We start from the raw sequence: 24,481 nt of genomic DNA, 5'->3' as shown, positions 1-24,481 counted from the left end.
CGTTGCCGTACAGGTCAGTGCGACGCGAAGGCGACGAACGTCGCCCACTGCTCCGCGTCGAAGCTCAGCACAGCCCCGGCCTTGTTCTTCGAGTCGCGGACGTGGGTCGAACCAACGACGTTCGCCACCTCCACACACTCGCCGCCCGATCCGGTGCTGTAACTGCTCTTGAACCAGGCCGGCTCAGGTACCGTCCCGGCAGGCTCTTCAGTGTTCATGCGTCTCCCAGCAGCTTCTCGATGAGGGCCAGCGTCTCGCGCGGAGTGAGTGCCTGAGCCCTGAGGATGCCGTACTGCTCCTCAAGCTCTCGGACCGGCTTCCGCTCTGTGTACAGACGGCTGTCCTTGTACCCCTCCACGTAGGCGATCCTCCGCCCCTCTCGCGTTTCGATCAAGGTGAAGGGGCCTTCAAGACCAGCGTGCTCCTCCACCTCGGTCGGCATCACCTGGATTTCGACATTGCGCCGCTGCCCACAGAGGAGGATCTGCTCCAGCTGACCGCGCATGACAGCCCGTCCTCCGAACGGGCGGCGCAGGAGCGACTCCTCGATGACGAAGCTGATAGTGGGCAGCGGCATTCGCGCAAAGATCGTCTGTCGAGCCAGGCGCGCCGTCACCCGCTGCTCGGCGGTCTCCTCAGACAGCAACGGCCGCCACATGGCACAGACCGCGCGTGCGTACTCCTCGGTCTGCAACAGCCCCGGAATGGCCTTCGTCGCAAACACGTGCAGTTCCACGGCCTCTTTCTCCAGCTTTGCCGCGCCCCGGAAGAACGCCGGGTACTGGGCCCGCGCGACCTCCTCCTTCATCTCCTTCAGGATGCCGCGCGCCCCGAGCAGCTCGTCCGCCTGGTCGATGAACTTCGCCGGCGGGATCCGCCGCCCCTGCTCGTACGCCGCGATCGTCGACGCCGAGTACCCCGCCATCGCCGCGAACTCCGGCCGCTCCAGCTCCGCCCACTCCCGGAACCGCTTCAACTGCCGCCCGAAGACCTGGAGGATGCCCGCCGCCCCCTGCTCGGCCTCGTACCCGGCTTCCACTTCACGCTCGTCCATGATCCGCGCCTCCCGCACCCAACGCCCCGGCCGTCCCGCCGGTCACGCCCCGTACCGCCGACACCCTCCGCACCGACGCGTACAGCCCGTACCCGTCCGCGCGTCACTCCTGGTCAACGTTACTCACGCAACGCCACCGTTGGCCGCATGGAATCCACAACTCACCCCACCCAGTCCGCGCGCGAATTCAAAGCCCCCGCGCGGGAGTTCGACATGCGTTTCACATCCACCCCACGCGGCGCACGGCTCGCCCGGCGTCTCGTCTCGCACCGCCTCCACGAGTGGGGCCACCCGTACAGCGCGACCGCCAACGACACCGTCACCCTCCTCGCCGCCGAGCTCACCGCGAACGCCGTACGCCACGGCCACGTCCCCGTCCGGGACTTCCGTCTCCGCCTCACCGTCGACGCGCCCGCCGACGCCGACACCGGCCCCACGAGCATCCGTATCGAGGTCACCGACACCCGCACCGAGCGGATGCCCGCCCTCACCACCTCCGCGCCAGACGCCGAATCCGGCCGTGGCCTGCTCCTCGTGGCCGCCCTCGCCACCCGCTGGGGCACCACACCCCGCATCGCCGCCCCCGGCAAGACCGTCTGGGCAGAGTTCAGCGCTCACGCCGGCGTGTGATTCCTCCGCCGCGGAGGAACTGATCCGCACCGAGCATGCGGCCCGGATGGCCGAGTACCGTGACGGACCCGCCCGGTTCATTCCGGTCGTCGGCGGCGAGTGCCGTCCCCTCACGCGTGACACCTCGTGTCGCTGACAACCGTGAGCACCAGCCGTCACACCCCCTTGGCGCCGCCTTTCTCCAGATTCGCCAACACCTGCTCGGCCACCTTGTGTGCCTGAGCGTTGAGGTCCGGTTCGGACACCACGTGAGGCGGCGAGTACCTCTCGACGAAAAGGAACTGACCGGCCCCGATGTCCACCGTGAGCGAAGCCCGCCAGTCGTCGCCGTACATGACCTGGCGGGCCGCACCACGTCCCTTCACGGTGATCGGCACGGCCTTCGTGGGGCTGGGGTCCGTGCCGTCGGCGGTCTCCAGCAGGGCATCCTCGTTCTTGAAGACGGAGACCACGTAGCCGGCCGGGTTGTTCTCGTCCGGAGTCATGGAGAAGTAGCAGCTGAATTCGCCCTTACCGGACATCGGCTTCGCGTCCCACACGCCGATGGCCTTCTGCTGCGCCTCGGTGAGGCTGGCTTCGCAGACGGAGTTCTCGGTCACTCCGCTGGTGTTGATCGGCGCCACGGCCACGTGTTGCCCGGCGTCCGCCTTCGCGGACGCGGCCGGCTGCTGATCGGACGCGGCACACGCCGACGCCAGAACGGCCAGCGGCACCAGAGGCCACATTCGCGACTGCGGACGCACTGTTTCTCCTTGGGGGATCGAAGGACCACGCCGTGGGCGCGACGGCGTTGATCACCCTAGCCAGGCGCCACCCGACGCCGGGGCCGACCGCTCAGTTCCGGATCCGGCGGCCACTCAGGGTGGCCGGATCCGGTTCCAGGCCCGTACCTGGATATCCGCTCCAGACCCGGCGGCCGCTCCCCGTGCGAACAAGAGCCGCTCGCCTGCTCCCGCGCACATTGAGGAGTGCACACCTGCCGGAGCACAATTCAGCCACTCCAACACCCTCTGACCCGATGTCACTTACTGTACGCGGCCACCGTTCCGTAAGTTATTTGAGGGACCATCAACGGGGGAGAAGCATGGCTTGGGACGAATGGGAGCAGATTAAGGCGGGCGCGGCAGCCGGGCCGTCCGCGTCGATGCGGCTGAACCAGCTCGCTCCGGCGGCGGGAGGTGGCGGTGCCGGCAAGCCGGACCTGGCCTCCAGCCCAGCGGCCAAGAAGGCGGCGGCGAAGGCGATCGACGACGACCTGGAGCCGGGGGTCACGAGGGACGGCAAGCACGCGGCCGAGACCACGAAGGACGCGGCCAGGGCGTTCGGGGCGAAGGACGGCCACGGGTGGGACACCTCCGGCGCGCTGAAGCGAGCCCACGAGACGTGGGAGAAGCAGGTCAAGATGCTGCTCGGACGCCTGTCCTCGGAGAAGCAGGCCCTCAGCGCGACCGGCATCAGCATGCAGAACAACGAACTCGACATCGCCGCGCGACTGGCCCACCAGTCGCGGATCCAAGGCATCTGACGGGCCGCCAGACCGGTCTCAGGGGAGTCATGCCGACCTATCACGAAGCCATGAGCACCGACCTGTCCACGCTGACCGCCGCCGCGGGCACGTGGGAGGAGATGGCCGCCAAGTTCAAGGCGCTCGAGGACCGATACGAGAAGGACGTCCACGGTGTCTCGCTCGGCGAGTCCTGGATCGGGCTGAGTGCGAACGCCGCAAACGCCAGGTTCACCGTCACGCTCAAGGAACTGCAAGGAGCGCAGAAGGAGGCAAAGGCGGTCGCGCGCGTCCTGCGTGACGCGCACACCCAGCTCACCGACCTCCGCAACCGGCTCAAGGCGATCCGTGACGACGCCGTCAAGGCCGGCATGCGCGTCTCCGACCAGGGCACGGTCGCCTTCGACACGGAACGGCTCACCCAGACCGAGCGCACGGCCTACGTCCACGACCCCGACTTCCAGCAGACCGCCCGTACCCAGGCGAACGAGTGGGCCGAAAAGCTCGTCCAGGCGGTCAAGGCGGTCACCGACGCCGACGACGGCATCCGCCTCGCCCTCGACGCCGCCGTCCTCGACTCCGACCCCATGGACGGCACCTTCAACGGCTTCAACCGGAACCCCCAGGCCAGCCCCTACCCCTCCCTGGAGGAGGCCGGCAAGGCCGCCAACATGCCCAAGGACCGCAAGGACGTCCCCGCCTGGTGGCAGAGCCTCGACCCGGTCACCCGTGGCATCCTGCTGAAGGAGAAGGGCGACGAACTCCGAGCGGCCGGCGTCATGGACCCGCGGTACCAGTGGCGCTCCCCCGACCCCGGCTCCGGCCGGTTCGACACGGAAGAACCCACTCCCGAGGACCTGTGGTTCCACGCGCGAGCCCTGGGCATCGCGACGGCCGGCGACGCCATCGGACAGACCGGAGCCTCCCGCAACATGCTGCACTACCTGCGGGGCACCGGCGAAACCCTCGACCTGGACGTGGACCGGATACTGGCCGACGACCTCGGCTTCCGGTCGGAGATCCAGGACCAGCATGTCGCCCGGAACCAAGATGCCTGGCGACGACAGGCACTGGAGGAATTCCACAAGGCCGGGGGCACCGAGACCGTGGTCGTCCCGGTCGAGAGCCGGACCAGGCACAGCACCCTGGGCAGCGACGAGTGGTTCCACGCGGTGGGCTCCAACGCACACAACGTCTCCGGGTTCGTCACCGTCACCCCGGACACCCACGGCGGCGCCCCCAGGGTCTCACTCGACTACCAGGTCAACGTCTGGGACCGCTACAACTGGGACCCCGGCAAGTCCACACCCTTCCTCGACGGCCTCGTCAACATCTCGGACGACGACATGGGCCGTTTGCACAAGGTCGGCTTCGGCCGGGAATTCGACATGCAGGGTGGCAGCTCCACCCACCACCACGATCTCGACGGCTCCACACCCCCGACCATCGCTCCCCAGGACCAGGGACGCGAAGGCACCCGGGGCGACGTGTCCCGTGGCGAGGAGAAGAACCGATGAAGTCCCGCCGCACCTCAAGAGCCCTCCCGCTGGTCCCGGCGGCCGCTCTCGCCGCAGGGCTGACACTTGGCGGCTGTACGTCCGCGTCCTCGGACCACGTGACGCGCACGGCTCCCTCCCCCAGTTGGGAGAAGGGAGCGGGCGCCCCGGAGGCAGCGGCGTTCATGAAGATCCAGATCCCCCAGGGGGCGACGGAGGTGAAGGGTGCCGTACGGATCCAGCCGCAGGAGAACGTCTACCTGCTGTCCTTCGTCACGAGCGAGCAGACCGCGGAGGCGATCACCGAGGACCTGCACCCTGACGACCCGCTGACCGTGGAAGGTCCGTCGTCCTCGTCGTTGAGTGGGGAGGGGTTCAAGCACCTCGATCTCGCTCCGCCGCAAGAGCTCAAGAACGTTCGGACGACAAGTGCGTGTCCGCCCTGCGTCGGCGACTCAAGGCGCCGCCATATCCAAGGCATCGAGATCCACATCGGCGCGGTTTCGGGGGATCGCGTGCGGGTCTACCTGGCGGCGTACTGACCTGCCCGGTGCCGCGAACGCTCGACAGATCCGTCACGGAACGCGCCGCGGGGAGGAGTCCCCGTCGCCATCGGCCGAGACGCGAGCCTCTCCCCCGGGCGTCGGCACGTCGAGGCAGCCCCTGGTCGAGGACCAGATGTCGTTCTTCGAGCCCGACCAGGGTTCCCTGGGCTGATAGAGGTCAGTCGTCCTTCGGCACGCGCTCGTACGAGAAGGTGCACCGGACCCGGCCGTCGGCCGCGGGAACCAGGCGTACCTGCTCGGCGGGCATCTGGAGCGCCGTGCCCGTCGGCTCGTTCCAGAGCGACACCGTTCCTCCGGCCTCCCCGAACGACAGGTACGGTCGCTCGGGCTTCAGAACACCACCCCGGCTGCCGAGTTTCGCCGCGGGAACCGTCGGCTCGACGCATGTCCACTCCGGTTCCACCCCGAAGTAGGAGTGACACCCGGATCAACCTCGGACTGTGCAACTTCACCGACACCGACGGGACCAAGCGGCTGTTCAGCCTCCACACCCGGTTCCGGCCGAGGCCCGGACGCATCCATCTGAGGGTGGTCACCTAGGAGGGCCGTACGCATCGGCTACATCGGCCGCAAACGCCTGACGGCCGGGGTACCGCGTAGCGCCCGGTAGCGGCGACTACGGCAGCCAGCGCGCGGCCTGTTCCCGGCTGACCCGCGACGCATCGACCCACCAGTGCCCCGCTTCCTTGTCCCACCTGGCCCTCAGCAGGCTCTTCGCCTCGTCCTTCTCCGCGTACGGGACTTTGAGATACAGGCGACCGTCCCGAATCAGCCCCGGGTACACCTTGCCGGTCGGCGCCTCGGCTCGCGGGGCAGGCACCTGGGGCACCGGTGCGGTCTCCTCGGCAGGACGCCATGGTGCGCGCGCCGGACGTTCCATGCGCGTGCGCTCCATCAGCCGCCGTACGCGGTCGCAGGAGGCGGGGTCGGTGTAGCGCATCATCAGGTCCGTCGGCCCGATGTTCGCGAGCAGGTTCTTCGAGCCGTGCCACAGGACCGCACCGTCCAGGATGAGGACCTTCTCGTGCATGCGGTCACGGAACTCGACCCGGCAGCCGACGGCCTCAAGCTGCCCGACGAGCTCCCGGTGCCGTGCCACGCGGGTGGGTTCCTGCTGCTCCTCCGGCGGGCGGGTAAAGACCGTGACCCGGAGCCCGGCAGCCACCTTGGGCGCGAGCATCCCGGCCCACCAGCGGACCGGAGACGGGTCCATGAACGCCGAGTACAGCTCGATGCCGCGCTGCGCCCGCTCTACGTCCCACGCCACTGCCTCCAGGACTTCGCTGTGCTCGAAGAAGGCCGGCCGTGCCAGCTCCTCCTCCGACAGCGTGGCCAGCTGATCCGCGTCGCGGATCGGGATCAGCTGGTCGGCGGAGATGGTCTGCGCGTGCGCCTCCAGATGGTCGACCATCGCGAGTGCCTCGCTGTGCGGGGCCAGGTGCTTGCGCAGGAAGGCGACGTCCGCCACGACGACCAGGTGGTCCTGGGCCCGGCTGAGGGCGACGTTCAGGAGGCGGCAGGTCTGCGAGGACAGACCCGTTCCGCTGTAGAAGAAGCCGGGGTCCTTTCCTGCGCCCGCCACCGTGTCGAGGAGCACGACGGGGCGCTGGCTGCCCTGGAAGCGGTGGACGGTGTCGACGAGGCCGTCGTAGTCCTCCCCGAACCGGTGGGCCAGGCTGCTCTTGAGCTCCTTGACCTGCTCCCTGTACGGGGAGATGACGGCGAGCCGGTCGGTCGCCCGTTCCCCCTCCGGGACGTCCTGCCACTTGCGGCCGGGCAGGATTCCCTCGTACTGGAGCCCTCGGACCAGTTCATGGATGACGGCGGCGTGGACGGCGTTCGTCATGTGGGGCTTGCGGCCGCCGCCGGGGATCCGGCGGCCGGAGGTGTCGATCAGGATCACCGGGGAGTCGATGAGCGGTGCGAACGGGAGCCGGCTGGTGTCGCCGCGCCCGGTCCTGAGCGGTGCGTCGGGGTACGCCACCTCGTTGACGACCGCGCAGATCGGCTCCCGCATCCGGTACTGGGTGTCGAGCGCCACCAGGCGAGGGTCCTGGCGTACCCGACCGGAGGGATCGACCAGGCCGGCGGCGTGGAAGGCGTCCCGCGCCGTCCACTCGCGGGAGTGGGCGCGCTCCTCCTCGCTCGCCTCCCGGTCACCGTCGCCCTTGGTCACGGCGGGCAGCTGCCGGAAGTCGCCTGCCACGATCACCCGCTTGCGGGCGAGACCGGCGGCGAACCATGCAGACGGCAGGTTGACCATCCCGGCCTCGTCGATCACCACGACATCGATCTCGTCGAGCAGCTTCCTCGACTGGACGGCCTTGGCCACGGTCGCTCCGAGCACCCGGCAGTGGGAGCGAACCTCATCCTGGATCTGCTTGCGTTTCCGCCCGAGTTCGTCAAGTCTCGCCTGGAGAGAGGCGGCGGACTCGGCGACGGTCTGTCTGGGCGGAATCCCTACGACGGCGGCCTTGGCCGCGGAGAGGGCTCGGCGGGCCTCGGCCGCCTGCTTCTCGCCCGCCGTGTGGCGACGGGCCGCGCGCGCGACGTCCTGTCTGGCCCGCGTCGCCTCGTCCTCCTCATGCGCCAGGTCGAACCGGAGCTCGCGCAGTTTCGCCGCTCTGCGCTCCGCGAGGAATCCGGCCGGTGGCCCCACCTTCTCCATCTTCTGCCGCAACTGCGCTGCCAGGGTGTCCGCGGCCGCCACCGATCGAGCTGCGGTGGCGTGGTCACGGCCGGCTTCGGCCATCTCCTTCGTGCCGGCGGCCAGGTCCGTCTCCAGGTCCCGGACACGGTCGTGCAGGGCCAGCGCCGCCCTCGCTCCCTTGAGCTGGTCGGTCGCCGTGCTGATCTGCCGGTCGATGCTCTCCACGAGCAGGGCGGCGATCCGGGCCGGGTCGACCTGGTCTCCGTAGCGGCTGCGCAGCGACGGCAGGACGATGGGCCCGGCCCGCTGGACGATTCCCTCGGCGAAGCCCTCCTCGTGCTCCAGCAGGGAGCACATCCGTTCCAGGGCCTGGTCCACCGCGACGTTCGTGGGGGCCAGGAAGAGGACCTTGAGTCCCTGGCGGAAGCTGCCCTCGACGATGTGGCCGACGACATCCGTCTTTCCGGTGCCGGGCGGCCCCCACAGGAACAGCACCTCACTGGCGAGGGCCTGCGCGACGGCGTCACGCTGACGCGGGTTCAGCTGGAGCCCGGCCCAGTTCGCCACCCACTGTCCCGGGTTCTCGGCACGGCCGGTGCGCGGGGTACCCCGGCCGACCAGCCAGCCCGCGTGGTCCGCGTCGATGGGGCTGTCCTGGCTGCCGGCCGTCTCCAGGCGCTCGGCCAGAGCGGCCCAGTTCGCGGAGTCGTCCTTCCGGATCTGGATGTTCTGGGGCGAGGCCCCGAGGTCGGCTTTCGTCACGAGCCGTACGGTCCCGTCCGGAGCGCGAGATGCCTCAGCCGGGTCCCACGCCTTCCGGGAACGGGACGGCCGGGCGAGGACGGGAGCACCGTCCAGGCTGTCTTGCCACGTGCGGCACTCGAAGAGGTACTCGCGCATCCCTCCGGAGTGCGAGAGAAGCCGCCCCTTGGAGAGATCAGCCTTTGGTGCGCCCTCGGCGTCGTTCCGGAGTTCGGCGAGGATCTCGGCGTTCACCGCCGTCAGAAGCTCCTCGACAGGATAAGGACGTCCCGCCCCGGTCATGTGCACCGCTCCCCCACCATCGCCCCAAAGATCCGGTGACTGTACGTGAGTCAGCCACCGCCGGACGGTGCATTGGACGGCCATGACCAGGCACCGGCCTGTCGCTGGCCTGAATCATTCGCGATCAGTCATTGCCAGGAGCGATGTCGGCGGCTCCGTATACCGTTGACGCAGCTCACCGACCTGGGACGAAACGAAGGAGAACGTCGTGAGGCCCACGCTGGCCGCCGCGCAGCTGCGGGGCAGTCTCACCCAGTACCTCACGACGACGTACGCGCTCACCGACGAGGACACCCGGCGGGCGCTGGAGCGGTTCCTGGAGCATCCCGAGACCGGAATGTTCCGCGGTCCCTATCTGCGGATCAGGACCCCCTTCCACAAGGCCGGTGCCGGCTGGGAGAAGCACCTGGAGTGGAACCCGGGATTCACCCCGTACCGGCATCAAGCGAAGGCGTACGAGCGGCTGAGCACGCTCCACGGGCCCGCCCTGCCGACGCTGGTCACGACGGGCACGGGTTCCGGAAAGACCGAGTCGTTCCTTGTGCCCGTCCTCGACCACTGCCGCCGTGAGAAGGCCCTCGGCCGGACCGGGGTCAAGGCCGTGCTGCTCTATCCGATGAACGCGCTCGCCACCGACCAGGCAAGCCGCATCGGCGACTATCTCGCGCAGCCGGACCTGGCCCAGGTGACGGCGGGGCTCTACATCGGCGACCGACCGGACACCGACTTCCGCCGGGTGATGACGCGGCGCGAGGAGATGCGGCAGTCGCCGCCCGACCTGCTCATCACGAACTACAAGATGCTCGATCTGCTGCTCCAGCGGACCGAGGACCGCGCGCTGTGGCAGGACTCCAGGATCCAATACGTGGTGCTCGACGAGTTCCACACCTACGACGGGGCGCAGGGCACGGACGTCGCCATGCTGCTGCGCCGGCTGGCGATGACCACGGGTCAGAGCGAGCCCGGGCGTCCCCTCGGTTCGATCTGCCCGGTGGCGACCTCGGCGACCCTTGGTGAGGCCGGCCCCGGGGCCGGCCCCGGCTCCATTCTGGAGGTGGCGGCGCAGGTCTTCGGGATGCCGTTCTCCTCTGACGCGCTGGTGGGCGAGGAACGGATGACGCCCGAGCAATTCACCGGGCCGGTGAACTACGGGCTGCCCGAACCGCCTTCGCCCGAGGAGGTCATCGCCTGCTCGGGCGGCCCCGATGTGGTGTCGCGTCCGGACAAGCTCGATCTCAACGCCCTGGCGGCACGGATGCTGGGACAGCAGGGCCTGTCCGCCTTCGAGATCGGACGGCTGCTCAAGCAGCACGACTTCACTCAGGGGGTACTGTCCCTTCTCGACGGGGATCCGCTGAGCGAATGGGAGCTCCGCGACCGCCTCGGCCGGTTCGGGTACGCCTGGGGCCGGACCGCCCGGGAGAATCCCCGCCTCGCTCTCGCCGCGCTCGCGCGGTTCGTCGCCCTGCTGTCGGCCGCCCGCGATCCGGAGTCGGACGAGCGCCACCCGCGGCCCCTGCTTCATGTGGAGACCCACCTGTGGGTCCGGCCGGTGGGCCGGATCGTGCGCGGAGTCGGCCCCGGCAAGCCCGAGTTCCACTGGTACGAGGATGATCGCGCTCGGCGCTCTGCGCTGCCCGCGACGCCCCCTGAGGGCGACGAGGAGCCCGAAGCCGGTCAGATCGGGCACGTGACGCGTTCTCATCGCGCGCAGTCGGCGATCGGTGCGGACACCACCGTGCGACAGGCGAGCATAAGGCTGCCCGCCGTGTACTGCCGCAACTGCGGCCGCTCCGGCTGGGCGGCCATCTCGCCGGAGGCTGATCCCCAGCAGCTGGTGATGGCCCACGACAAGATCTGGCGCGCCAGCGTGGGGCGGGAGAAGCGGCGGGTCCGCTATTTCATCGCCGCCACGGCCGCGGAGCAGGAGGACACGCTGGCGGCGGTCAGCCAGTCCCGGCCGGCGACGGGGGGTGGACAGTCGCCGGCGCTGATCCTGGACGGTGCTCAGGGTACGTACCGGCTGCCGGTCGCCCAGGACGCCGGGAACCTCCAGGACGCCAGCTTCGTCCTGGCGATCACCGAGAAGAAGACCGCCGACCGAGCCGCCGTCGATCAGCGCTGCCCCGCCTGCGACACCGACAACGCGATGCGTTTCCTCGGCACTCGGCCGGCCGCCCTGGCGGCCGCGACGGTGACCCAGCTGTTCACCGGGCAGGAGGTCGCGCTCGAAGCGGAGGAGCGCAAGACCCTCCTGTTCAACGACTCGACCCAGGACGCCGCCCACCGCGCGGGCTACGTGGCGAACCGGTCGTTCACGTTCTCGCTGCGCTCGCTCCTCGCGCGCAACCTGGACGAGTCCGGCAAGCCGTCGGCTCTCAACGACCTGATCGGTAACGTGCTCGACTCCGTCGAGGATCCGCAGGCCCTCGCCGCCGTCGTCCCGCCCGATCTGTACGACGAGCCAGGGGTGGACCGGCTGCTCTCCGGGCGGGGCACGGGCGACCTGCGGACCTGGAAGCTCATCGGAGAGCGGCTCGCCTTCGCCACCGTCATGGAATTCGGGCTCCGTTCCCGGCAGGGCCGCACCCTGGAGCTGACCCGGACGGCGGCCGCCGAGGTCGTCATCGAGGACCAGCACCGGATCACCATGCTCGCCCGCGACCTGCACATGGCCCTGCCCGGTCAGCTGCTGGGCACCGGACTGCCGACGGCCGAGCGCTACCTCGCCTTCGTCCGCGGACTGCTGGAGCGGGTCCGAGTTCGCGGTGGCGTCCGGCACCGGTGGCTGGAGCCGTGGATGAAGGACGCCGGTGTGACCCGGTTCAAGATCTGGGGTGGTCGGCCCGACGGCATGCCGGCGTTCCCCGACAGTGTGGCCGCGCCGCGCTTCCTGCTCGAGGGTGACAAGGGCAGGTCCGACTTCGACTCGACGACGGCTCGCGCCGGCTGGTACCAGGACTGGGCACGCCGGTGCCTGGGCCTCGATGCCCCCGGGGCGGGCGAGTACCTCCGCAGGCTGCTGCCCGTCCTCGTCGACGAGGGGCTGCTCGCGGTGCGGACGGCACAGGACCGGACGACGAAGGTCTACGGCCTGCAGCCCGGCCACATCGAGGTGCGGCTGCTCGAGGACGACATCGTCAACAAGGCATTCGTCACCTGTGAGGCGTGCGGCTGGCAGCAGGTGGTCCATCCCTCCCGGCGGACCCGCTGGTACGGCCATCCCTGTCCGCGGTACCGGTGCCGCGGACAGATCACCGCACCGCAACCGGGTCAGGCCACGGTGCCGACCTCCGGTTCCACCAGCTTCGGCGGCCCCCGGCCGCGCGACTACCGTGACGACTACTACCGGCATCTGTACCGGACGGGTGGCACGTTCCGGGTGGTCACGGCCGAACACACCGGCATGCTCACCCGGCCCCAGCGGGAGCGCGTGGAGCGGGCCTTCCGCGACGGCACCCACTACACCGACCCAAACGTGCTGTCGTGCACTCCGACTCTGGAGCTCGGCATCGACATCGGAGACCTGTCCGCGGTCCTGCTGGGATCGCTTCCGAAGGGCCCTGCCAACTACGTGCAGCGAGCGGGCCGGGCCGGCCGCAAGACGGGCAACGCCCTGGTGGTGGCCTTCGGCGGCCGCCGGGCCCGCGACCTGTACTACCTGGACGCGCCGAGGGAAATGATCGCCGGGGACATCGTGCCGCCCGGCTGCTACCTCTCCGCGGTGGAGATCCTGCGCCGCCAGTACACGGCGCACCTTCTGGACCTCGCGGCCCGGGGCCGGCTCACGACGAGTGACGGTGAGCCGCTGCAGCCCGCGCCGCGCCTGGTGTCGGCGCTGTTCGGCAGTACGGCCTGGTGCCAGGAGCTCGCGGACGCGGCCCTCGCCCATGGCGCCGTGCTCGTCGAATCGTTCCTGGACCTCTTCCCCTCCCTCCCCGGCCGGCCGGACACCGGGGTCTCCGAGCAGGCCGCCGAGGAGCTGCGCACGTACGCGTGCGGTGGCATCGTGCGCGCGCTCCAGGAGGCCGAGGAGGAATGGACGGGCCGCGGTGAGGAACTCCGGCGCCGGATCCACGCCATCGACACGGCGATGGACCAGCTCGTGCGCAGCGATCCCGAGCAGGAACGCGAATGGCGCGAGTTGCGCGCCGAGCGCAACGCGACGGGCAACCTGCTGCGCGACCTGAACCAGACCAGCGCCCACGGGGCCCTCGTCGAGCTCGGTCTCCTGCCCAACTACACCCTCTCGGACACCACCACGCAGCTGGAGGCCACCCTCTACTGGACCGAGCAGCCCGAAACCGACGGGGCCAAGAAGACCTACCACAGCGAGGTCCGGGACTACGAACGCTCACGCCGGTCCGCGCTGTCCGAGCTTGCGCCCGGAAACAGCTTCTACGTCAACGGCTACAAGCACGTCGTCCGGGCCCTCGACATCGGCAGTCCGGAGCGTCGCGCCTGGTCGGTGTGGCGGCTGTGCCCCGCCTGCGGCTACGTCCGTACGGAGAACGCCCAGGCCGATGCCTCGCCCTGCCCCCGGTGCGGCGGCCGGGAGATCGCCGACGCCGGCTGTGTCCAGCGCGTCCTCGAACCGAAGCGGGTCATGTCGCGCGACAAGCGGGACGACGCCCGGGTCCGCGACGACAAGGACGAGCGCGACAGCAAGAGGTACGCCGGCCTCACGACCGTGGACATCGACCCGGTGCACCTGGCCATGGGCTCCTGGCGCCACGACACCGCCGTCTTCGGCGTCGACTTCACCCGCCAGGCGGTGGTGCGCACGCTGAACCTGGGCCTCGACCGCCAGGACGGCAGCAGCACCGTGCCCCTCGCCGGCGCCGACGTACGGATCAATCCGTTTTACGTCTGCACGAGCTGCGGCGGCGCCACCTCCGAGGGGCGCCCGGTCGTGGATCACCACCAGGACGCACTCACCGAATCCCTTGCCGCGGCGACCAGGGCCAGCGCTCACCACCAGCTGTGGTGCCCGCGCCGCAAGGTCCGCACGAGTACCCCGGAAGGCCAGGGGAAGGGTGAGGACGTTCCCCTGCTCCTGGCCCACGAGCTGACCACCGAGGCCGTCCGTATCCTGCTTCCCGCGTCGGTCGCCCGTGTCAAGGAACGCCTCGCGTCCTTCACCGCCGCCCTGTTCGTGGGCATCGCCGCACGCTACGGCGGCGACCCGGACCACATCGACATCACTGCCGCGTCCATGCCCGACGGCAACGACGTGGAATGGCCTCGCCGTTTCCTCGTCGTGTACGACCGGCTGCCGGGCGGCACCGGCTACCTGCACCGGCTCGCCACCTCCGACGGCTTCCGCGAAGTGCTGCTGAAGGCCCGCGAGGTGATCGACAGCTGCCCGTGCATCGAGAAGGGCCTCGACGGCTGCCACCGCTGCCTGCTGCGCCGCGTACCGGCCGGCGACTACGACAAGGTCAGCCGCAACGAGGTCCGGCAGATGTTCGACGAGCTGCTGGGAGCCGACGGCGGCGACTGGGCCACCTCACCGGTGGCGGCCACCCACCAGATCCCTCTGGAGCGGCAGGCCGAGAGCGATCTCGAGGTCATGTTCCTGGAGACCTTGGGCGAATGGGCGAAGCAGCCCTCGGCCAAGGCCAGCGCGGACGCCTACACGACCACGGCCGGAACGTACTCGCTGGACCTGCGACTGACCGGCATCGACGGAGCCACCGTCAGCTGGCGCGTCTCCCAGCAGCGGGTCCTCGACGGCACCCGGCCTGACGTCCTCTTCGAGCGCACCGACGCACCCGGTCCGCGGATCGCGCTCTACCTCGACGGATACGAGTTCCATGCCGGCCCCAAGCACAAGGACAGGCTGGCCGACGACGCAGCCAAGCGCACCCGGCTGCGTGCCGACGGAGTACGGGTCTTCCAGCTCACCTACTACGACGTGAAGGACTGGCGGACCCGAGTCCGTGACACGGGCTACGCGAGCACGGGGCCGGAACACCCAGTCTGGGTGCCGTACGGCGAGCAGGGCCAGAAGCGTGCCCGCGACTACTACGCGGGCGTGCACGGCGGCCTGCCCGGCGAGCTGTCCGCGAACCTCTGGGTGAATCCGGCAGACCTTCTGATCGCCCATCTGCGCACCCCGGACGCTTCCTTGTGGCAGCAGCGCGCCGAGGCCGCCGTCGCAGGGCTACTGGGCGCCGGAGCCCGGATCGCCGCACTGCATCCTCAAGCGGTCGGCGAACAACTACTCACGGCGCTGCGGGGCGGCGCCCCGCAGGGGCCCAAGGGGCCGGTGCAGCTGCTCTCCGCGGTCGACGCCGCAGGATGTGTGGTCACCGCTGCCGCGGACGGTCGGCACCGGCCGCCGGTGTGGACCGCGCTGACCCTGCTCGACGACAGCGACCGGGCCCTCTCGGACGAGTCCGCGCACAAGCGACGCTGGCAGGGCTGGCTCTACTGGAGCAATGTGCTGCAGTTCCTGGAGCACGGAGGCGGTGACAGTGTCCAGTTGACGACCAGCCTGCTGGAAGGCTTCACCGCCGACGGCCTCGCCGTCACCGGGGGGTCGGGCTGGCTCGAGTCACAGCGGGTCGAGCAGCCGGCCGCCGTTACGGCGAGCCCCGCCGAAGGCCTCGCGGAAGAGCCTGCCCCAGTCGTCCCCACATCTGGGTCAGCCCGGCCCTCCGATACGGTTCATGACACCGACTGGGAGCAGGTACTGGAGTTCCTCGACCCCGATGAACCCGGCCTGCTCCCCCTCAGCCAGGGGCTCCGCGCTCTGGGCGTGGTACCGCCGGAAGCCGGCTACGAGTTGGACGAGCACGGTTGGATGGCCGAACTCGCCTGGCCCTCCGCTCGGATCGCCGTGGTGACGGCCCACCGCCCGGTCGACGGAGAACGGGATCACGATGCGGAGGACCGGGACAGGGCTTTCGCCTCGGCGGGCTGGCAGATCCGCACAGCCGCCTCCTGCACCCCCCAAGACATCAAGGGCCTCCTTGCCACGGCAGAGGGCGAAGACACGGACACGAACGACGGAGACCAGCACCGATGACGACCACAGGCGTGACCCTGCGTCTGCTCGACAAGGCGGACAAGGAGATCCTCAGACTGCCGCGTGCGGTCAAGGGTGCGATCTACGACTTCCAGCACAAGTTCAAGGAGAATCCCCTTCTCCGGGGCCTGCGGCTGAAGCAGCTGGAGGGCCACGACCGACTCTGGTCGGCCCGTGTCAACGACGAGTACAGGGTCCTGCTGCTGCGTCTGGCGGACACCGACTGGCTCATCGTCTCCGTCAAGCACCGCAAGGAGGCGTACGAGAAGCTCGACCGACTCTCGTACGGCATCAACCGGATCACCGGCGGTATCGAGTACGTCGACCTCCAGATCGTCGAGGAGAGCGTCCTTCGCCGAGCGGCGGCTCCCAGGAACGTCACCCCTCCGGCCGAGCCCGTCCCGGCGCCCGCGCCCACCCCCGTCCCTCTGTTCGCCGCGTTCTCCGACGAGCAGCTCACCGACCTCGGCGTTGCGGGACCGCTCGTACCGGTCGTCCGGACTCTGACCACCGAGGATCAGCTTCTCGGCCTGGCGGAGTACGCCCCTCAGCTCACCTCGGAAGTCCTGCTCGCACTCCACGACGGTGCGTCGTACGACGCGGTACTGGAGCAGATCACCAGTCCCGTCTCCGCTCCGGACCCCGTCGACACCGACGACTTCCGGGCCGCCGCCGAGCGGCCCGCCACCATGGTCACGACGACGGACGAGGCGCTACGAGAAGCCCTGGAGGGCGGCGACTTCGGTCGGTGGAAGGTATTCCTCCACCCGACCCAGTCCCGGCTCGTCGAACGCGAGTACTCGGGTCCGGCCCGGGTGGGGGGCGGGCCTGGCACCGGCAAGACCATCGTGGCCTTGCACCGGGTCAAGCACCTGGTGGACCGGCTGCCTCCTGGCCGCAACAAGCCAGTCCTCCTCACCACGTACAACAAGAACCTTGCCGCCGACCTGAGGTCCCGTCTCCTCCAGCTGGGTGGCGAGGAGCTGTTGGCGCGCGTGGAGATCAGCCACGTCGATCAACTCGCGCTGCGCGTCGTACGCGAGGCCGAGCCCGGAAGCGCCAAGCAGACGCTCGACGAGAGCCAGGCTCTCCGTGAGTGGCGTGCCATGCTCGACGAGCTGGGTGAAACCGGGTGGGACGCCCAGTTCCTGCACGACGAGTGGTCGCAGGTCATCCTGGGCCAGGCCGTCGTCTCCCGGACCGAATACTTCCGTGCGCGCCGAGCCGGCCGGGGCAAGAACATCGCACGGGCAGAGCGCGCCGAGATCTGGCAGCTCGCGGAGCGGTTCACCCAGCGGCTCGACCGCCTCGGACGGCAGACCTGGGAACAGGTCGCCGAGCGCGCCGCGCGGCTGGAGATGGACCGCGAGCGGCGTATCCAGGCCGTCGAGCGTCAGCGGGAGGAGGCGGGTGGTCTTGACAACATCCATCTTCAGGCCGGGTCAGCGGGCTGGCTGCGGCACCGATTCCAGCACATCGTCGTCGACGAGGCACAGGACCTGCGGGCCGCGCACTGGAAGCTGCTCCGGGCGATGGCGCCGCGTACCGCCAACGACATCTTCCTCGTGGGCGACACCCACCAGCGCATCTACGGCAACCAGGTCACGCTGGGAAGCCTCGGTGTCCACATCCGCGGCCGCTCGGCCAAGCTGACATTGAGCTACCGGACGACACGACAGATCCTTGGGTCCGCACTCGGCGTACTCAGCGGCGAGAGCTTCGACGACCTGGACGGCAGCACCGAGGACCTGGCCGGGTACAGGTCCGTCCTGACCGGAAGCCTCCCGCAGTTGCACGGTTGCGACAACTGGGAGGCCGAGCAGGAGTCGATCGCCACGCTCCTCGCCGACTGGATCGCCCTGCCGACACCGCCCGGGCAGATCGCCGTCTGCGTTCCGACCAACGCCATGGCGAGCGAGCTGGCTTACACCCTGCTCGCCCACAAGGGGATCAAGGCCGTCGAGATCGGCCCCGAGGGCCCCCGGGGAGACGAAGGCGTGCACATCGGCACGATGTTCCGCTTCAAGGGACTCGAGTACCAGCGCATGGTCATCGCGGGAGTGCGGGACGGGCTCGTGCCTCGGGAAGCGGTCAACCGCCTACGGAGCGACGATGCCGTCCGCTACCGGCGCGAGCTCCAGCGGGCCCGCTCTCTGCTCTTCGTCGCGGCCACCCGGTCCCGGGACAGCCTCGCCATCTTCTGGCACGGCCGTCCTAGCCCGTTCCTCGAACCACTCATGCACATGCCCACTTCATGAACACACCGGGCGGCTGAGCCTCCCTGAGACAGGAAAGTCTCGGGGTGACTCAGCCGCCCGGTCCTGCGGGGCATACGGCCTTTCAGTCGCGAACGTGCCGGATGTGGGCGGTCCGCCGCTTCCCTGAGCCGTCTTCGTACTCGACCGTGGAGCCTGCTGTGGACCACAGCAGGGCAACGGCGAGAGGCGTGAACGGGCTGAGCACCTCGCCCTCCTCCGTCGCCGGACTCTGAGAAGTGATTTCGCACTCCTCGACGTCCCTCGACCCACCGAAGGTCAGGCCGACCAAGCGGCCAGGGGCGACCATCTGGCCGCCGGCTGCGCGTGGAGTGGAGGGCACCGCCCTGAGAAGGGCCTCCAGGAAGGTGGCACGCTCCTTGAGCTGCGCGCACCGCTTCTCCCAGTGGCGCCGGTTGTCGGCGCGCACCCGGTAGTCGGTGGCGGTGTCCAGGGGTTCCGGCTGCCTCAGGTACTCACGGATCTGGGAAAGCTCGTTCTCGACGCGGCGACGGGACGTCTCGGCCAGTGCTGTCACCGGGTACCGGGTGACAGGGGCGGCTTCGTCGCGTCGCGGAGCCGGCACGGTTCCGCTCCGCCGCGCGGAGGGAGCGGGGGCGCCGACGGCCCTCGTTCCGGTCCCACGAGCCGAAGAGGGCCGCCGTGCGGGCCCGCTCAGCGGTTCGGCTCGCGGCGACGACACCGTCAGCGACGGTGCTTCAGGTCCCGCCGAGCTGCCTGCGACCACGCGCGGGCTACGGGTGCTCGTCCTGGCGAGGGCCACCGCGCGTTCGACAGCAGCACGAAGCCGGGCTTCGGCCCCGGAGCGGTCGCGGTACCAATCGGTGCCCCAGATCCGGTGTAGCTCCCAGCCGAGCCCTCGCAGCACTCCTTCACGCAGACGGTCACGGTCGCGGGCGGCCTTCGAGGAGTGGTACATGGCGCCGTCGCACTCCACGCCCAACGCGTACAGGCCCGGCCGGTCCGGATGCCGGACGCCCAGGTCGATGCGGTAGCCGGCTACACCGACCTGGGGCTGTACGTCATAGCCCCAGTTGCGGAGCACCGCCAGTACGGATTCCTCGAACGGGCTCTCCGGCTGGGCGTCCGGGTCCACCGACTCCTGGGAAAGCACGGACGGACCGCTCTGCGAATACCGCAGGTAGCGGCCGAAGTGCCGGAAACTCTTGCTACCGGTGTCTCCCACCTCACCCGGCTCGAACGAGGCCACGACCTCCACGCGGTAGCGCGCTCGGGTCACGGCGACGTTCAGACGGCGCCAGCCATCGGCCTTGTTCATCGGGCCGAAGTTCTTCGAGAACTTGCCCTGGGCGTCCGGGCCGTAGCCGACGGAAAGGATCATGATGTCCCGCTCGTCGCCCTGCACGCTCTCCAGGTTCTTGACGAAGAATCCGTTCAGCCGGTCCTCGGAAAAGCATGCGTCGAGGTCAGGCCGCCTCTGCCGTGCCGCGTCCACGGCGTCCTGGATCGCGACAGCCTGGGACTGGGACAGTGCGACCACACCGAGCGATCTGCCCTGACGCGTACTGAAGTGGTGGATGACCCGGCGGGCCACCTCCGCCGCCTCCCCCGGGTTGTTCCGAGCGGCGGCACCGGAACGGTAAACGCCTTCCGCAGCGCGGTAGAAGGCGACGCCGACGTCGTCCCCCTCGGCGTGAGCCCCCGGGAAGGTGGTCATCGACTCGTCGTAGAACTCCCGGTTGCTGAAGGCGATCAGGTCCTCGTGGCGGCTGCGGTAGTGCCAGCGCAGCGACAGGCTCTCCAGCAGCCCGCTCGCCTTGCAGAGGTCCAGCACGGAAGCGAACCTGTCCGGGGCCTCCTCGTCCTCTACGTCCTCCTCGTCGTCGTCCGCCGAGGAGAAGAACGCGGTGGGCGGAAGCTGCTTCTGGTCGCCGGCGACGATCAGTGCCCGGCCGCGGTAGACACAGTTGATGGCGTCCTGCGGCAGCACCTGCGATGCCTCGTCGAAGATCACCACGTCGAAGACGAAGTCGGGCGGCAGGAAACGACTCACGGTGAGCGGACTCATCATGAAGCACGGCTTGACCCGTGACACCGTGTCCCTGGCGGCTTCCAGCAACTCTCGTACGGGCTTGTGCCGGCTCTTCTTCTCGCCTTCGCGCTTGAGCAGCGCCGCACCCGGGGTGTTCGCACTCCGGGGACGGCGGCCGTCGCACGCCTGGACGACGCGCAGACGGGCGTGGTCGGCCAGTTTCGCGTCCAATTTCCGGAAGCCGGTCACCAGGTCGTCGCGGTCGTCGGACCGGGAGACGGCCAGTCGTCGGTCGGCTGTCAGCTGGAGATCCGCCCAGGCACGGAGCACCGCGCGTTCGACCACGTCCGGGAAGTCTGCCGGAGCGACCCCTCGGCGCACCGCCCGATCCACCAGGTCCCCGAGGCCCAGACCGTCGAGGGCGCTGCGCCCGATGTCGTAGGCGCGCCACTCGTCGGGACCACCGCGGTCACCGTCCAGGACGCCGAGCGCCTTGACGGCCACGTCGTGGCCGTCGGCGAACATCCGGCGCAGCTGCTCGGCGCGTTCCGCCCGGAACAGCCCCGCCAGCGCCTCCGAGGCACGTGACCACGCGTCGGCGGCGGCTTCCAGTTCCGCGTCGGCTTCCGCCCGGTAGAGAGTCTCGGCGGCGGAGGCGCTCAGGGAAGCCTCCTGCCGAAGCGCGCACGACTCGCGCAGCGTGGTGATCCAGTCCAGGCCGGTGGTCAGGTCGGCCACCCTGGTTTTCCGGTCCGTGTAGAGGTCTCCGAGGAGTTCCCGGTCCGTTTCCGCCCGTGACCGGAACTCGGCCACGGCGACACGCGCCGCCTGTACGGCGCGGACGGCCACGCGTGCGGCGGTGAGGGTCCAGGTGCCTGGCGCCGCGACCCCGGATCCGTCCTCGGCGGCTGCCCGCTCCACGGTACGAATCAGGCGCTCCGCGGTCCGGAGCGGCGCCACATGGGCGCGACTCCACTGCGCGGCGGCACGGAGGCTTCCCGGTTCCAACTCGTACGACGGCCCGGGCATGGGCGGGAGCACGAGGGAATCCCGCCACTCGGTCAGCCGGGCGGCAGCCTGTTCCGCGGTGTTCCTCGCAGCAGCACGCGGTTCCCCTCCGGAAGCCATCTCGCGTGCCAACGCGTCATGGTTGATCACCCGGGGGGCGAGCCCGAGGATTTCGTCCGCCCGTCCGATGAGGGTGCCCAGTCCCTCGAAATCGGTGCCCTCGCCCTGCCAGTATGTGCCGAGAATCTGTGCGTGGCGACCGACCTCGGTGTCCAGGGCCCGCGCCGCCTGCTGCCAGGCCACCGCTCCCGGCAGCGCGGCCAGCACCGCCTTGCTGCACTTGCCGCCCTCGGGCAGAAGCGACCGCACCACCCGCCGGTCCGCGCGACATGCCGCGGTCAGCCTTGCCGTGATGGACCGGTGCACGGTAGCGAACCGGTGTGCCACGTCCTCGAGGGACTCCTCCTGCAACACCCGCTCGGTGAAGAACTCTTCGGCCTTTCGCCGGGCCTCACGCAGCCGGTCGACGGCTTCACGCAGGACGTGCGCGGCGACCCTCGCGCTCTTCGCACTGTCCCCGGTGAGCCATACCGCCGGCGGCTTGGCGTCGTCGGCGTGCCCCGCCAGGCCGGCGAGGCGCCCCAGGCGAAGCGCCTCGTCGCAGGTCTCGGGTGCCGGAAGACCGTACATCGCGGCTACCGCCGCCAGTGACTTGACCGCCTCGTCGAGTGCTGCGGCATCGGCTTCCAGTCGATCGCCGAGCTCGCGCGTGGCGTCAGCGGTGAGTGCACCGAGGTCGATCGCCGGGGGCAGCAGAGTTGCGAGAGCGGTTTCCTCCGGGCTCGGCGTGGAGTCCGCCTCGGCCGGCAGTCGGTTCCACGCCACTCCGAGTTTCCGCTCCGCCGAGCGTTCGGCTTCGACGACCTCGCCCAGACGGCGCCGGAAGTCCGACACGTCCGTGATCAGACGGTGGTGGTCGGTGGTCAGCCATGAGAGCGGCAGCGTGGGCCGTCCGTCGGCGACACGGAGAAGGGAGATCAGCCGGGATGTGTCCCGGACTCCCTCCCAGTCGAGTTCGGCCAGGAGGGCCGTGTGCTCCAGCAGCCTCGTCGCCAGCTCGCCCAGGGTCTCGGTGGTCAGGTCGAGCGCCTGCAGCGGGTCCTCGCCGGCGGTCAGCCCGTACCAGGAGAACGCGGCACCTTCGGCCGCAGGACGCCACGACCTGCTGACCTGACGGGCGGCCACGGTCGAATGACCGAGCCGCTCAGCCGTGAGGGCCGCCGCGTCGAAGGCGGGACCGGGGGGCAGTGGGTGGGAATCGTCCAGAAGGGAGATCTGCCCCAGGACATCGTGGAGGCTCGCGTCGAGACCTGGGCGTATCTCGTTCATCGCCGCCGCGTATCCGGAGAGGTCCATGCGCAGCTGACGCGCGCGCTGAAGGTCCGCCTGGGCGCTGCCGGGTGAGGTACGGCGAGGCGCCAGAAGCGCCTGGCCGAGCTCCTGCGCCACCTGCTTCCGGCCCATGTTGTTGCTGTGCAGCGCCAGGACGTAGTCGTCGAGACCGACATCGCCGAGGCGGTTGCGGACCACATCGAGGGCGGCGGCCTTCTCACTGACGAACAGCACGGTGCGGCCCTGCTCCAACAGGCCCGCGATCATATTGGTGATCGTCTGGCTCTTGCCGGTGCCGGGCGGCCCGTCCATGACGAAGCTGCGGCCTTCGAGCGCGGCAGCGACGCATTGCCGCTGCGACGAGTCCGCGTCGAGCACGAGCGGAGCGTTCTCGGGCGGCTGGACCTCGTCGATGCGGTCTGTGTCGACAGGTTCGAAGGCAAAGGTTCCGGACGCGATTCCGGAGTCGGCGCCGAGCCCGATCGCTCGCACGAGGTCGCTGGCCTGAACTCGGTCGGCGTTGTCGAGGAGGTCCCGGTACATGACCTCCTTGCTGGAGTTGAACGTGTCCAGCACGACTCGGTTGGTGACTCTCCAACCGCGCATCCCGGAGACCGCATTCCGTACCCGCGCGATCAGAGCCGGAATGTCTCGGTGGTCCACCTGCTCAACGCTCGGCCATGTGACACCCAACTCGCCCATCTTGATGGCGAGGGCCGGGTTGAGGGACGGTTCCTCATTCGCGTTGATCTTCAGGACGTACGAGTCCCCGCGACGCCGCTCCAGAACGACCGGCACGATCACCAAGGGCGAACTGAAGCTCTTCTCCGCGGTTGAGACCGGCGTCCAGTCAAGGAATCCCACGCCCAAATGGAGAACCCAGAGGCCGTAGTCGTTGAACTTCTCCCGCGCGACCAGGGCCAGACGCCGTAGGTGCCGGACCTGCTCGGCCTGGGTGGTCTTGGAGGTCTTGAGCTGCACACCAGGGCGGTTGGCGCCTACTCCGGCTCGGGACGCGGGGGTGTCGATCGCCCTGGCGCCGGTGGTGGAGCTGGTCGGGGTCGCCTCGCGGGTCGGGGCCGAACCGGCAATCTCTTCGCCAGGCTCCCCGTCGCGCACGACAGAGAAGGTGCAGCCCCGGGAGAGTCCTTCGAGCACCCCTGCAAGTCCGGGCTCAACCAGATCCATGCCCGCGGACGAGGAGCGGCGCTGATAGTTGAGCAGCCGGTTGCGAAGACTCAGGTCAATGAGCGAGTCCCGCCATGAGGCGAGCAGCTTGTCCAGCCGAGCGCGGTCCGCGGCAGGCAGCGAGCCTTGACGGGGCATACAGCGCAGCTCCCTCACTGTGGAGATGCCGTGAAGGCATGAGACGAAATGGGTGAAGCATAGCGGTGCGTCGCCCCCATCGTCCGGGGAAGATCTCCAGGAGGACGAAACAAGCGCGGAAGAGGCGGGACGGCAGGGCTTCAGAAGGCACGACCTGCCTCCACACCGGCCGTTCCGCGCCCCCGGATGGTCCACTTGAGGCCCAGTGGGTCGAATGTGTCGATATGCCTGCGCAGAAGGTTGCCGGTGCCTTCGCGGCCTTCTTCGACTGGCAGCGGCGAGGTCAACAGCCCGCCCGGAGGATCCGCCACCATGCAGGTCGCCGACTTCGGGCCTGATCCGTCGTTGGGGCAGTAAGAGGTCCTAACAGAAGCTGTTGATCATGTGACTTTCGGTTCGGCTGGTCGTTGGTCTAGCCGTGGGGAAACGTCAGTCGCGGCCGTGGATCGTGTCGGATGAACTGTGGTCGCTGATCGAGCCGTTGCTGCCTGAGCCGGCGCCGAAGCGGG

Annotated in this window: 13 protein-coding genes; 7 read left to right on the top strand and 6 right to left on the bottom strand. The window is 69.5% G+C overall.

All coding sequences use genetic code 11. The features are described from left to right. Positions 1 to 14: 14 nt before the first annotated feature. A complete protein-coding gene (locus tag ACFVU3_RS06890) occupies positions 15 to 218 on the bottom strand; it encodes a DUF397 domain-containing protein (protein ID WP_390064349.1) in 204 nt (67 codons plus the stop codon). Continuing rightward, complete coding sequence (locus ACFVU3_RS06885; RefSeq protein WP_390064348.1) at positions 215 to 1,054, bottom strand: helix-turn-helix domain-containing protein; 840 nt, start codon at positions 1,052 to 1,054, stop codon at positions 215 to 217. The genes ACFVU3_RS06890 and ACFVU3_RS06885 overlap by 4 nt, the downstream gene beginning before the upstream one ends. A 213-nt stretch (positions 1,055 to 1,267) precedes the next feature. On the opposite strand from ACFVU3_RS06885, the gene ACFVU3_RS06880 reads away from it, so the two are divergent. Continuing rightward, complete coding sequence (locus tag ACFVU3_RS06880; RefSeq protein ID WP_390064346.1) at positions 1,268 to 1,684, top strand: ATP-binding protein; 417 nt, start codon at positions 1,268 to 1,270, stop codon at positions 1,682 to 1,684. Between the two features lie 155 nt (positions 1,685 to 1,839). Here the strand turns inward: ACFVU3_RS06880 and ACFVU3_RS06875 are convergent, their stop codons facing one another. Beyond that, positions 1,840 to 2,397 carry a hypothetical protein gene (locus ACFVU3_RS06875; RefSeq protein ID WP_390064344.1) on the bottom strand — a complete coding sequence of 186 codons (558 nt, stop codon included), beginning with the start codon at positions 2,395 to 2,397 and terminating at the stop codon, positions 1,840 to 1,842. 371 nt (positions 2,398 to 2,768) lie between these two features. On the opposite strand from ACFVU3_RS06875, the gene ACFVU3_RS06870 reads away from it, so the two are divergent. The 3 genes from ACFVU3_RS06870 to ACFVU3_RS06860 all read left to right on the top strand — a co-directional run bounded on the left by ACFVU3_RS06870 (position 2,769) and on the right by ACFVU3_RS06860 (position 5,226). After that, positions 2,769 to 3,209 (top strand): hypothetical protein, encoded by a 441-nt coding sequence (locus tag ACFVU3_RS06870; protein WP_390064343.1) that lies wholly within the window; start codon positions 2,769 to 2,771, stop codon positions 3,207 to 3,209. A 50-nt stretch (positions 3,210 to 3,259) separates the two neighbouring features. After that, the gene (locus ACFVU3_RS06865; protein WP_390064342.1) at positions 3,260 to 4,705 is read left to right on the top strand and encodes a hypothetical protein; all 1,446 of its coding nucleotides are present in this window, start codon (positions 3,260 to 3,262) and stop codon (positions 4,703 to 4,705) included. Between the two features lie 164 nt (positions 4,706 to 4,869). Further along, positions 4,870 to 5,226: a hypothetical protein gene (locus tag ACFVU3_RS06860; protein WP_390064340.1), complete on the top strand. Its 357-nt coding sequence runs from the start codon at positions 4,870 to 4,872 to the stop codon at positions 5,224 to 5,226. A 181-nt stretch (positions 5,227 to 5,407) separates the two neighbouring features. Here ACFVU3_RS06860 and ACFVU3_RS06855 read toward each other — a convergent pair whose 3' ends face one another. Continuing rightward, positions 5,408 to 5,536: a hypothetical protein gene (locus tag ACFVU3_RS06855; protein WP_390064339.1), complete on the bottom strand. Its 129-nt coding sequence runs from the start codon at positions 5,534 to 5,536 to the stop codon at positions 5,408 to 5,410. Positions 5,537 to 5,634: 98 nt separating this feature from the next. Here ACFVU3_RS06855 and ACFVU3_RS06850 point away from each other — a divergent pair, with 98 nt between their 5' ends. Continuing rightward, positions 5,635 to 5,790 (top strand): hypothetical protein, encoded by a 156-nt coding sequence (locus ACFVU3_RS06850; protein ID WP_390064337.1) that lies wholly within the window; start codon positions 5,635 to 5,637, stop codon positions 5,788 to 5,790. Between the two features lie 76 nt (positions 5,791 to 5,866). Here ACFVU3_RS06850 and ACFVU3_RS06845 read toward each other — a convergent pair whose 3' ends face one another. Beyond that, positions 5,867 to 8,662, bottom strand: a complete 2,796-nt coding sequence (locus tag ACFVU3_RS06845) for an AAA domain-containing protein (protein WP_390064335.1) — start codon at positions 8,660 to 8,662, stop codon at positions 5,867 to 5,869. 490 nt (positions 8,663 to 9,152) lie between these two features. Between ACFVU3_RS06845 and ACFVU3_RS06840 the strand changes: the two genes are divergently transcribed. Together ACFVU3_RS06840 and ACFVU3_RS06835 are read left to right on the top strand one after the other, a co-directional pair. Continuing rightward, a complete protein-coding gene (locus tag ACFVU3_RS06840) occupies positions 9,153 to 15,977 on the top strand; it encodes a DEAD/DEAH box helicase (protein WP_390064334.1) in 6,825 nt (2,274 codons plus the stop codon). After that, complete coding sequence (locus ACFVU3_RS06835; RefSeq protein WP_390064332.1) at positions 15,974 to 18,235, top strand: UvrD-helicase domain-containing protein; 2,262 nt, start codon at positions 15,974 to 15,976, stop codon at positions 18,233 to 18,235. Before ACFVU3_RS06840 ends, ACFVU3_RS06835 begins: the two co-directional genes overlap by 4 nt. Before the next feature lie 82 nt (positions 18,236 to 18,317). Here the strand turns inward: ACFVU3_RS06835 and ACFVU3_RS06830 are convergent, their stop codons facing one another. Further along, positions 18,318 to 23,972, bottom strand: coding sequence for a DUF4011 domain-containing protein (locus ACFVU3_RS06830; RefSeq protein WP_390064330.1), 5,655 nt, complete (start codon positions 23,970 to 23,972; stop codon positions 18,318 to 18,320). Between the last annotated feature and the right edge of the window lie 509 nt (positions 23,973 to 24,481).

Source organism: Streptomyces sp. NPDC058052 (assembly GCF_042885515.1).
Classification (GTDB): Bacteria; Actinomycetota; Actinomycetes; order Streptomycetales; family Streptomycetaceae; genus Streptomyces.
Note: the sequence above shows the minus strand (reverse complement) of the source record. Positions and strands in the feature narration are given on the sequence as shown.

Excerpts from the sequence above, each read along its gene's own strand:
- ACFVU3_RS06890 (WP_390064349.1), bottom strand. The coding sequence starts at position 218 with ATGAACACTGAAGAGCCTGCCGGGACGGTACCTGAGCCGGCCTGGTTC.
- ACFVU3_RS06885 (WP_390064348.1), bottom strand. The coding sequence starts at position 1,054 with ATGGACGAGCGTGAAGTGGAAGCCGGGTACGAGGCCGAGCAGGGGGCG.
- ACFVU3_RS06880 (WP_390064346.1), top strand. The coding sequence starts at position 1,268 with ATGCGTTTCACATCCACCCCACGCGGCGCACGGCTCGCCCGGCGTCTC.
- ACFVU3_RS06870 (WP_390064343.1), top strand. The coding sequence starts at position 2,769 with ATGGCTTGGGACGAATGGGAGCAGATTAAGGCGGGCGCGGCAGCCGGG.
- ACFVU3_RS06865 (WP_390064342.1), top strand. The coding sequence starts at position 3,260 with ATGAGCACCGACCTGTCCACGCTGACCGCCGCCGCGGGCACGTGGGAG.
- ACFVU3_RS06860 (WP_390064340.1), top strand. The coding sequence starts at position 4,870 with ATGAAGATCCAGATCCCCCAGGGGGCGACGGAGGTGAAGGGTGCCGTA.
- ACFVU3_RS06850 (WP_390064337.1), top strand. The coding sequence starts at position 5,635 with ATGTCCACTCCGGTTCCACCCCGAAGTAGGAGTGACACCCGGATCAAC.
- ACFVU3_RS06835 (WP_390064332.1), top strand. The coding sequence starts at position 15,974 with ATGACGACCACAGGCGTGACCCTGCGTCTGCTCGACAAGGCGGACAAG.
- ACFVU3_RS06830 (WP_390064330.1), bottom strand. The coding sequence starts at position 23,972 with ATGCCCCGTCAAGGCTCGCTGCCTGCCGCGGACCGCGCTCGGCTGGAC.